Raw genomic sequence first — 9,319 nt, 5'->3', positions numbered from 1 at the left:
TTCATTTACGTCATGGACGGGATCATTCCTAAGATCGTCTCAATGATGACTGTTAAAATCGGGACCGCCATAACCAAGATGAGGATCTTGCCGCCTAGCTCTATTTTTGATGCAATGGCGCCTTGTCCAGCATCCTTTGTCAGCTGAGCGCCAAATTCCGCAATATAGGCAATACCAATGATCTTCAATATGGTTTCAACATACTTCATATTGACGCCGGCACTTGCCGCAATTTTTTCAATCATCGAGATAATGGCATAGATTTGATCAATTAAATAAAGAAAAATCACACATCCGGTAAAAACCACAAGCATAAAGGCGAAGGTTGGCTTTTGTTCTTTGACGATTAATGCTAAAAAAGTAGCGATTAAACCAAGTCCAACAATTTGTATGATTTCGATTTGTAAGCCCTCCCCTATCCTTGAAATAGAAATACGGCTTTAATCTTTTTAAACAAATCGTCTACAATGGTTGCCACCATAAACAAAATGTAGATAAACCCAAGCAGCGTCACCCACTGAGCGTACTCTTTCTTCCCCATTTGGTCTAAAATCGTATGGAGAAAGGCCACGACGATGCCTACTCCGGCAATTTGAAAAATGACGTTTACATCAACGCCCATGCTCTCGACTCCCTTCCTCTCACATCAATAAAAGAATCAGTAGTAATCCGCTTAAAAACCCAAGGCTTCTGACCATTTTTTCATTTTTTGCTTGGGCGATTTCAGCTTCTTTCTCCTCTGATTCCAAATGGCCTAAAGCAAGCTTGATATACTTTTGCTGAGAAGTGACATCATGCTGGCCAAGTGTTTCTCCAAAGTGTTTCAATGCCTCATATTCGCCTTTTTTTAATACGGTTTTTTTCCAAACATCCTCAAGACTTTCGTTCCATGCATGACGTGCAGAAAAAGTCCCCAATTTCAGCTTTTCTGCAAATTGTTCAAACAGCTGATTCACAGGAGGACCTACCTGCGCTGCAATTTGCTCTGCCGCCCGCGCTAAAGGGGTTTGGCCATACATAATTTCAGCTTCAAGAGACTGGAGAGCAAACCGCAGCTGCCGAATTTGTTTAGGTCTGTCACTATATCGTTTGGCAAACTCGAATCCTCCCCAAGTCGTGGCCGCGACAATGAAAATAGCGCCAATGAGTTTTAACACACTCCCCGCCTCCATTTCATCTCTTGGCCGTCCCCGCCGTACATCCGCCCAATCGTGCCTGGTCCATTGTTTCGATTTAATTCAACATATCGTTCAAACACACGAAGCTCCCATAACGGCTTAAATGAGGGACGTTTATATACATCTTCAAGTGAATAGCCATGAGCTGAGACGATGATGTTGACTCCGGCATGAATCGCTTCTAAAAGTGCCTCGACATCCTCACTTTTTCCGATTTCATCGACAATCATGACCTCTGGGCTCATAGACCGAATCATCATCATCAACCCTTCAGCCTTTGGACACGCATCGAGTACATCAATCCGGTGGCCAAAATGGTGCTGCGGCACCCCTCTGATACATCCGGCGATTTCAGAACGCTCATCAATAATGCCTGTTTTTCTAGGAGGAATTGTCTTTGTACCTGTACTAGCAAGACGGGCTATATCCCGGAGTAATGTTGTTTTCCCCGTTTGCGGTGGACCGATGATGAGTGTATTGTGCCAGTGTTCTTCATATAAATAAGGAAGAAAAGGAAGCGCAATCCCGATTTTTTCTTTGGCAATGCGGATGTTAAATGAAGAGATATCTCTTAACCCTTTGACGAATCCATTTTCAACGATCACCTTTCCTGCAAGTCCCACCCGGTGTCCGCCAGATATGGTGATATAGCCCTGTTTTAGCTCTTCCTCAAGTGTGTACATGCTGTAATTGCTCAGCCTGCCTAAAAGCTGAGACGCATCTTCCCCTGTTGTGTGATAAGAAAGAAAACGTGGTTTTCCTCCTTGCATCAGTTCTATAGGACGATCCGTGCGAATGCGGATTTCTTCTATTTGCGCCCATTCTGCCTCTTTCAACAGTCTGAGTTCTTGTCCAATCGAGTTCGGGAGAATATCCAACAAACTCCGCAACGAATTCCCCTCCTTTTTTTCTTCTCTAAAATGTATGATGTGAGCCGTTAATTATGCCAAGCCGTTTCACTTATAGATCCCAACGAGAATAAACACGACACCAATGAAAATAAACACGAGCTTGGCATAGGATAGCTGCCCTGCAATTTGATAGATTCCAATCGTCATCGTGATAATAAAAATGAGCGGCCCGATAATCGCCAATATACTATTAATGACTACCGCTTTCCGTACATCATTTGTGATTAAAATGAGGATGGCTGCCGTCAGTTCAATAGCGGCAGATAAGAACCTCATACCTGCCATTGCAGCGACTGACGGGTGTAGACCTGGGAGAAATTGTTTCATATAGAACCTCCAGCTTTTTTTACACTATATGCTTGACTAGCTGGAAGTAGTCTTGTTTTTCAGGAAGAAAGAGAGATGAATGAGAGAATTGGGAGAGGGCTTTTCTTAAGGAGTCATTTTTCCAATAAAAAAAGACTGTAAACACGAGGTTTACAGTCTTTCTTCGTTCATTACGCTCTTGAGACGTATGAGCCGTCTGATGTATTAATCACTAGTTTATCTCCTTGGTTCACAAAGAATGGAACGTTGACGATTAAACCAGTTTCAGTTTTAGCAGGTTTCGAGCCGCCTGATGTTGTGTCACCTTTAATACCAGGCTCTGTTTCTACTACTTCTAGTTCTACTGTGTTTGGAAGTTCTACTCCAAGTGTTTCAGCACCGTACATCACGATTTGAACAGACATATTTTCAAGCAAATATTTCAGTTCATCTTTAATTTGTGCTTCACTTAGTTCAAGCTGCTCATAAGAACTTGTATCCATGAAAACATGCTGATCGCCATTTGCATACAAGTATTGCATTGTTTTTGTTTCGATTTGAGCTTTTGCTACTTTTTCGCCTGCGCGGAATGTTTTTTCTTGAATGGCACCAGTACGCAGGTTACGCAGTTTCGAACGAACAAACGCTGCGCCTTTCCCTGGTTTTACGTGCTGGAAATCCACTACTCGCCAAATACCGCCGTCCACTTCAATTGTCAGGCCAGTACGAAAATCGTTTACTGAAATCATTTTGTCATCCTCCTACATTTCACCATCATAATATGATAAGTTCTTTCGGTGAGTGGGTCAATCGTTTATTGCCGTCAGCTGTCAGGACAATATCATCCTCAATTCTCACGCCGCCGACATCTGGCAAGTAAATTCCCGGCTCAACTGTGACGACCATTCCCTCTTCTAAGACGACCTCTGATCGTGAGGAAAGGCCTGGTGCTTCATGTACTTCCATACCCAGCCCATGCCCAGTTGAATGCCCGAAGTATTGACCAAAGCCATACTTTTCAATGATGTCTCGTGTGATGCGATCAGCTTCTTTTCCTGTTAAGCCTGGCTTGATTCTATCCACACCAGCGTTTTCTGCTTCTAATACGATATGATAAATTTCCTTTAGCTTGTCGCTTGGTGTTCCAACAGCAATCGTTCTTGTCATATCAGAACAATAGCCTTTATAGTAAGCACCGAAATCGAGTGTCACTAAATCACCAGATTCTATGACCTTTTCACTCGCTCTTCCGTGCGGGAGGCTTGAACGAACACCTGAGGCAACAATCATATCGAATGAAGATCCTTCAGCACCTTCTTTTCTCATGAAAAATTCAAGCTCGTTCATGACAGCAATTTCCGTCAGGCCCGGCTTGATGTAAGTGAGAATATGATCAAAGGCGTGATCTGCAATCTTCGCAGCTTCCTCTAATATCTTAATCTCTTCACTAGACTTAATCAAGCGCAACTTTTCAACTGATTCAGAGACTGGAACAAGCTCTATACCGCCTGCTTTGGCTGCGTACTGCTGATACGTGGCAAATGTCATATGGTTTTGTTCGAACCCAAGGCGTTTCACTCCAAATTCCTTTGCCGTTTGGGCAGCCGTTTCCACAATGTTTCCTTTATGTTCAATGATGTCATAGCCTTTGACTTGATCCTTCGCTTGCTCTGTATAGCGGAAGTCTGTGATAAAAGCTGCCCGGTCCTTTGAAACGACAGCAAGACCGGCTGATCCGGTAAAGCTGGTCATATACTGTAAATTAAAACTGCTTGTAATGACAAGGCCATCGATCTCTAATTCACTTAAAAGTGCTCTTAGTTTTTCAAGTTTCATGATGCTACTCCCCCTTCACTGACTAAATAGCGAATCGCCAATTTATACCCTTCTAAGCCAAGCCCAACGATTTGTCCTTGGCATACTGGAGCAAGTACAGAATGATGGCGGAATTCCTCTCTCTTATGAACATTTGTGATATGTACTTCAATGACTGATAAAGAAATACTTGCAATGGCATCTCTCAGCGCATAGCTGTAGTGGGTAAATGCACCCGGGTTAAACACGACACCATCGTACTGATCTTCTGCTTCATGGAGCGCATCAATCAAATCCCCTTCGTGATTTGATTGGAAGAACGTTAATTGGATGTTTGCTCGTTCTGCGAACTGGAACAAATCCGTCTCTAAATCTGTCAGCGTCTTACTTCCATAAACAGCAGGCTCTCTTTTGCCAAGCCTATTTAAATTGGGTCCATTCAGCACAAGAAAATGAGGCATATGAACACTCCTTCACCCTAATTTAATCTATAGCGATATCTATTTCTTTTTCCTTAGAAACCTTTCGTTTCCAAAAATATTTTATCATATGAATAGGTGATTTACACTTTATTCTGTCTTTTTCCCGAGTGCCCTCGCAAGCTTCTGACTCGTCAATTCATTATATTCAAACGAAATGCTGTACCCGACAAACATGCCATATAAAATATATAGGCAAAATGTCGTGACAATGGTGCTTTGCTGCAACTCTTGTACTTGCTTTACATCTGGGAAAATGGGATTAAACACGTAAAAAACGAGCAGCCATAAAAGCCCGCCATATATCAAACCCATCCAAAAACCTTTGATCCTTTTTAAAAGCCCATAATAAATAAAGGCCGCTCCAATCGATAAAATTCCTAACAGCACAATACTGATAAAAGTGCCAAGTCCTCCCTTTTTCCAATCTCCAAGTACAAATGGCTGAAGCAGCATATTCGGACTCACCTCTGAAAAATGAAACACATGGGTCAGAAACCCGATAAAGCCCCAAAAAACCCCGCCGACAAAACCTGTAGCAGCTGCTCTTGCCACAAGTGATGTCGTTTGCACGGACTGATTTTTTTCTTCTTGGTTTTTCTTTTCATCACGTTTCAATTGTGAACACCTCCAGCAAGTAGTATGTCCAAAATGTCATGAAAAAAAGGATTTCCATGCGTGAGTGTAAAATTTTTATAACAGGGTATACTGGCTAAAAAGAGGTAGATAGAATTCTAGTAGATAATCGACCTGTGCGCTAGTGATTTCCCCTCATTTCCTGTACAATAAAGGTATAAGGAAATGCATGTAAATTACAGGAAACAGGCAGGTTGATGAAATATGTCCAATCAAACAAAACCTCCAGCATATGGAGGGCAGGCAGTTGTCGAAGGTGTCATGTTCGGAGGTAAAAAGAACTATGTGACAGCGATTCGGCGAAAGGACCAGTCCATTGAGTTTTTGAAGCTTCCCCGGACCTCCAATAAACGAACCGCCTTTCTCAAGAAAATCCCCTTTGTCAGGGGTGTTGCTGCACTTGTTGAAGCAAGCGCAAACGGCAGTAAGCACTTAAACTTCTCCAGTGAGCGATATGACTTAGATCCTTCTGAAGATCATACTCTTGAAAAAGAACAAAAAGGCTCGAAATTATCCATGATCTTCGGCATTGCTGTGATCGGAGTTCTCTCTCTACTCTTTAGTAAATTTGTCTTTACACTAGTACCTGTCTTTTTAGCAGAGCTTGTGCGCCCCATCTTTTCAGGGAATTTCGCACAAATCGCAGTGGAAACATTCTTCAAATTGGTCCTTTTATTAGGTTATATTTACTTTATTTCCATGACCCCTTTAATTAAAAGAGTATTTCAATATCATGGGGCAGAACATAAAGTCATAAACTGCTATGAACAGAACCTTGACATCACAGTGGAAAATGTCCAAAAGCAATCCCGTCTGCATTATCGATGCGGCAGCAGCTTTATTTTATTCACTGTCATTGTCGGGATGTTCGTCTATTTACTCGTACCGACAGATCCTTTATGGGTGAGAGTTCTGAACCGCTTGGCGCTCATTCCGGTTGTTCTGGGCATTTCATTTGAAGTGCTTCAGCTTACGAACAAACTCCGAGAAGTGCCTGTGCTTAAAGTGCTTGGCTATCCTGGCCTTTGGCTGCAATTGCTCACAACAAAAGAACCCTCTGACGTTCAAGTCGAGGTAGCCATTGCAAGTTTTAATGAACTTCTTCGTTTAGAGGAAGCGTCTCTGAAACAAGCGTCAGATTCTGCTCATCAAGTGATCTAGCTTATAAATCCGGTAAATTCCTTCGGAGGTGGACAGTTATGAATCGCCGAGTACATCCTGCTTTTACCATTATTTTCGCTTTAGGTGTTTTGGGATTTGTGTACTTACTCACAACGAACCCAGGCAGACTTTTTACCATGCTGCTATCTGTTGTGATCATTGGAGCGGCCCTATTTTTCCTATTTAGATGGCTGATGAATCGAAGAACTGGAACAGAAGGCAATCTTTATCGTAAAGCAGTCAAACAATCAAAACGTCGCTACCAGCAGCCTAAACCAAAAACGAAAAGCCAGATGAAAAATCGGGTCACTCATTTGCGAAGCGTGCCGACTGACCACAAGTCTAAGCCCGTCCTTCTCAAAAAGAAAAGCCAAACACATTTGACTGTGATTGAAGGCAAGAAAAACAAAAAGAAGAATCGCGCCTTATTTTAAAATGTCCAGCTTTTTAAAAATTGCTCGGCCTTCTGTCTGCCTAGATCGACGAGCGCCTTTTTCTTTTCTGTCATGAGTTGAAAATCAGTGGCAATGACGTGTTCTACAGGAATAAAAATAACATGACGTTCGTGTTTTGTGGCGATATGTCTTTCGTCATGAGCACCACGCATCGTTTCAAAAAGAGCGCCAAACAGTTCAAACGCATTGCGGATGGAGTGTTGAGGGCGTTCTTTTTCGTTTGGCGTTAATGTAACACCAACGAACGGTCTTTTTTTCTCTTCAGCAAACAGCCAAATTGGAAAATTGCTAAGCACTCCTCCATCTACAATGGTACAAATGCCTTTTGAAGACTTCAGTTTGACAGGTTCGAAAAAATACGGCAGGCTGCAGCTCATTCGAATGGCCCTCGCCACGGAAAACCGCTCTGGATTTAAGCCATATGAAGGAAGGTCGTCTGGCAAAACGAGGATTTTTCCATTCGTTAAATCGGACGCAACAATTTTCAGCGAATCTTTTTTGAGGTCTCCAAACACGGTGACCCCTTTTCGTTTTAGTACATCGGTCAGCCATTTTTCCAGCCGGTCTCCTTTATAAAGACCTAGACGCCAGTAAATGGATACCCACCTAAGCATTTTAAACGGGATGAATTGACATCGCCTATCAAGCAATTTGTGTTCATCCATTTCATCTAAAAGCGACCGAATTTCCTGGCTTGTAAAACCCGCTGCGATGAGTGAAGCAATGATTGCTCCAGCACTTGTACCAGCAAGACGGACAAATTGAAATCCTCTCGCTTCAAGCGCTTCATAGGCACCTGCAAGCGCTGCCCCCTTAATGCCTCCACCTGAGAACACACCATCTATCTTCATCAAGGAGCCCCCTTTGATTTCACGCTAATAATAGTGTAGGAGCATTTGCTTTCAATTAGAACTTTAATCAAAAAGGACACCCTTAGCACAGGTGTCCTTTTTGATTAAGATTCTTGATTTGTTTGTTCGTTTTTCTTTTGAATCGCTTTCAGCTGAACAGATCGCTCATCGTTTTCTTCAAAGAATTGAACAAGATCGCCGATGCGGTCAATGCTGTTCCAGCTGAGATGATGTTCAATGCCTTCTACATCATCATAAATTTTCTCTTCATCTACACCAATGATTCTTAAAAATTGCTCTAGCAGTTCATGTCTGTATACGAGACGTTTTCCAATTTTTTTGCCTTTCGGGGTTAAAATTAGACCACGATACTTCTCATAAATGAGGTATTCATCTTTATCTAGCTTCTGAACCATTTTTGTTACAGAGGAGGGATGGACAGCGAGTGCTTCTGCAATATCAGAGACTCTGGCATATCCTTTTTCTTCTATCAGCATATAAATTTGTTCAATGTAATCTTCCATACTAGGCGTAGTCATAAAACCCCTCCATAATGCACCTTTACTTAATAATCAACCCAATTCTACACCAACGTTCATTAAAAAACAAGGAGTGTCCATCGTCTTAACGCTTGTAATTCCAATCATCTGAGGCATATTTCGTTTTGGCGAGATGATGGACAAACGCTAATTCTTCATCTGTCAGCTCATAAGGCTCAAGCTCAATATTTAATCCTTTTTCAAACCCTTTTTTAAACGCAGCACGCGCATCGTCTATCGTACATGTTCGGTCTGAGATTTCATTGATGGCAACCGCTTTGTTTTTAAAGCTTCGCTGCATCCGCTCTCTCACCCGGTCGTTTGGATATAGGAACAAATCGAACAATTTGTCCTCATCAAGGTCAATTAAAATAGATCCATGCTGGAGGATGACACCTTTTTGTCTCGTCTGAGCACTGCCCGCTACCTTTCTGCCTTCTACAACAAGCTCGTACCATGAAGGGGCATCAAAGCATACAGATGATCTTGGGTTTTTTAAGCTTTCCTTTTCTTTATCTGTACGAGGAATGGCAAAATACGCATCGAGTCCCAGCTCTTTAAAGCCCTCTAAAATGCCTTCTGAAATAACGCGGTACGCCTCTGTCACCGTCGCTGGCATTTCTGGATGTTCCTCTGACACAATCACGCTGTAGGTCAGCTCCTGATCATGAAGTACTCCCCGTCCTCCGGTTGGTCTGCGGACAAATCCAAGACCATATCGCTTGACGGCTTCTAGGTTGATTTCTTTTTCAACGTTCTGAAAATACCCAACAGATAATGTCGCCGGATCCCATCCATAAAAGCGGATAACAGGCGGGATGAGCTTCTCACTATGCCAATAAAGCAAAGCTTCGTCCATTGCCATGTTAAAGGCAGGGTCTTGGTTTCCTGAATCAATGAAACACCATTTCTCTTTTTGCATATAAAATCCCTTCTCTTTTACGTAGTCAATGTTAGATGATGGTGGTGACCACCGGTTTTCTCTCTT

14 protein-coding genes are annotated in these 9,319 nt (G+C 42.5%); 2 read left to right on the top strand and 12 right to left on the bottom strand.

The annotated features are described in order from the left end of the window. Positions 1–5: 5 nt before the first annotated feature. The 9 genes from spoIIIAD to JVX94_RS02840 form a co-directional block, all read right to left on the bottom strand. A complete protein-coding gene (spoIIIAD, locus tag JVX94_RS02880) occupies positions 6–419 on the bottom strand; it encodes a stage III sporulation protein AD (RefSeq protein WP_087978339.1) in 414 nt (137 codons plus the stop codon). Beyond that, positions 416–622: a stage III sporulation protein AC gene (spoIIIAC, locus tag JVX94_RS02875; RefSeq protein ID WP_003153142.1), complete on the bottom strand. Its 207-nt coding sequence runs from the start codon at positions 620–622 to the stop codon at positions 416–418. The genes spoIIIAD and spoIIIAC overlap by 4 nt, the downstream gene beginning before the upstream one ends. A 19-nt stretch (positions 623–641) precedes the next feature. Continuing rightward, positions 642–1,157, bottom strand: coding sequence for a stage III sporulation protein SpoIIIAB (gene spoIIIAB / locus JVX94_RS02870; protein WP_205184502.1), 516 nt, complete (start codon positions 1,155–1,157; stop codon positions 642–644). Next, positions 1,151–2,068, bottom strand: a complete 918-nt coding sequence (gene spoIIIAA / locus JVX94_RS02865; protein WP_205184499.1) for a stage III sporulation protein AA — start codon at positions 2,066–2,068, stop codon at positions 1,151–1,153. The genes spoIIIAB and spoIIIAA overlap by 7 nt, the downstream gene beginning before the upstream one ends. 66 nt (positions 2,069–2,134) lie before the next feature. Continuing rightward, positions 2,135–2,416, bottom strand: coding sequence for a YqhV family protein (locus tag JVX94_RS02860; protein ID WP_024422953.1), 282 nt, complete (start codon positions 2,414–2,416; stop codon positions 2,135–2,137). A gap of 170 nt (positions 2,417–2,586) precedes the next feature. After that, positions 2,587–3,144: an elongation factor P gene (gene efp / locus JVX94_RS02855; protein ID WP_024422954.1), complete on the bottom strand. Its 558-nt coding sequence runs from the start codon at positions 3,142–3,144 to the stop codon at positions 2,587–2,589. Positions 3,145–3,169: 25 nt separating this feature from the next. Next, the gene (locus JVX94_RS02850) at positions 3,170–4,231 is read right to left on the bottom strand and encodes a M24 family metallopeptidase (RefSeq protein ID WP_240193795.1); all 1,062 of its coding nucleotides are present in this window, start codon (positions 4,229–4,231) and stop codon (positions 3,170–3,172) included. After that, positions 4,228–4,671 (bottom strand): type II 3-dehydroquinate dehydratase, encoded by a 444-nt coding sequence (gene aroQ / locus JVX94_RS02845; protein WP_205184496.1) that lies wholly within the window; start codon positions 4,669–4,671, stop codon positions 4,228–4,230. Before aroQ ends, JVX94_RS02850 begins: the two co-directional genes overlap by 4 nt. Before the next feature lie 108 nt (positions 4,672–4,779). Then, positions 4,780–5,307, bottom strand: a complete 528-nt coding sequence (locus JVX94_RS02840; RefSeq protein WP_095408987.1) for a YqhR family membrane protein — start codon at positions 5,305–5,307, stop codon at positions 4,780–4,782. Between the two features lie 222 nt (positions 5,308–5,529). Here JVX94_RS02840 and JVX94_RS02835 point away from each other — a divergent pair, with 222 nt between their 5' ends. Both JVX94_RS02835 and JVX94_RS02830 read left to right on the top strand, forming a co-directional pair. Continuing rightward, positions 5,530–6,486, top strand: coding sequence for a DUF1385 domain-containing protein (locus tag JVX94_RS02835; protein ID WP_205184493.1), 957 nt, complete (start codon positions 5,530–5,532; stop codon positions 6,484–6,486). Positions 6,487–6,524: 38 nt separating this feature from the next. After that, entirely contained in the window at positions 6,525–6,920 is a 396-nt protein-coding gene (locus JVX94_RS02830) for an SA1362 family protein (RefSeq protein ID WP_039179905.1), read from the top strand. On the opposite strand, the gene JVX94_RS02825 is transcribed toward JVX94_RS02830, so the two are convergent. From JVX94_RS02825 to JVX94_RS02815, 3 genes are all read right to left on the bottom strand, one after another. Continuing rightward, positions 6,917–7,792 (bottom strand): patatin-like phospholipase family protein, encoded by an 876-nt coding sequence (locus JVX94_RS02825; RefSeq protein ID WP_095408989.1) that lies wholly within the window; start codon positions 7,790–7,792, stop codon positions 6,917–6,919. The genes JVX94_RS02830 and JVX94_RS02825 overlap by 4 nt on opposite strands. Positions 7,793–7,896: 104 nt before the next feature. Further along, positions 7,897–8,331, bottom strand: a complete 435-nt coding sequence (gene mntR / locus JVX94_RS02820) for a transcriptional regulator MntR (protein ID WP_003215946.1) — start codon at positions 8,329–8,331, stop codon at positions 7,897–7,899. An 85-nt stretch (positions 8,332–8,416) separates the two neighbouring features. After that, positions 8,417–9,253 (bottom strand): lipoate--protein ligase family protein, encoded by an 837-nt coding sequence (locus tag JVX94_RS02815; protein ID WP_048239227.1) that lies wholly within the window; start codon positions 9,251–9,253, stop codon positions 8,417–8,419. Positions 9,254–9,319: the final 66 nt, after the last annotated feature.

The sequence above is a fragment of the Bacillus sp. PDNC022 genome (genome assembly GCF_016919285.1).
Taxonomy (GTDB): domain Bacteria; phylum Bacillota; class Bacilli; order Bacillales; family Bacillaceae; genus Bacillus; species Bacillus safensis.
The sequence above is the reverse complement of the archived record's forward strand: the minus strand, read 5'-3'. Positions and strand labels throughout refer to the sequence as shown.

Coding starts and splice junctions, on each gene's coding strand:
- spoIIIAC (WP_003153142.1), bottom strand. CDS start 622: ATGGGCGTTGATGTAAACGTCATTTTTCAAATTGCCGGAGTAGGCATC.
- JVX94_RS02860 (WP_024422953.1), bottom strand. CDS start 2,416: ATGAAACAATTTCTCCCAGGTCTACACCCGTCAGTCGCTGCAATGGCA.
- efp (WP_024422954.1), bottom strand. CDS start 3,144: ATGATTTCAGTAAACGATTTTCGTACTGGCCTGACAATTGAAGTGGAC.
- JVX94_RS02850 (WP_240193795.1), bottom strand. CDS start 4,231: ATGAAACTTGAAAAACTAAGAGCACTTTTAAGTGAATTAGAGATCGAT.
- aroQ (WP_205184496.1), bottom strand. CDS start 4,671: ATGCCTCATTTTCTTGTGCTGAATGGACCCAATTTAAATAGGCTTGGC.
- JVX94_RS02835 (WP_205184493.1), top strand. CDS start 5,530: ATGTCCAATCAAACAAAACCTCCAGCATATGGAGGGCAGGCAGTTGTC.
- JVX94_RS02830 (WP_039179905.1), top strand. CDS start 6,525: ATGAATCGCCGAGTACATCCTGCTTTTACCATTATTTTCGCTTTAGGT.
- JVX94_RS02825 (WP_095408989.1), bottom strand. CDS start 7,792: ATGAAGATAGATGGTGTGTTCTCAGGTGGAGGCATTAAGGGGGCAGCG.
- mntR (WP_003215946.1), bottom strand. CDS start 8,331: ATGACTACGCCTAGTATGGAAGATTACATTGAACAAATTTATATGCTG.
- JVX94_RS02815 (WP_048239227.1), bottom strand. CDS start 9,253: ATGCAAAAAGAGAAATGGTGTTTCATTGATTCAGGAAACCAAGACCCT.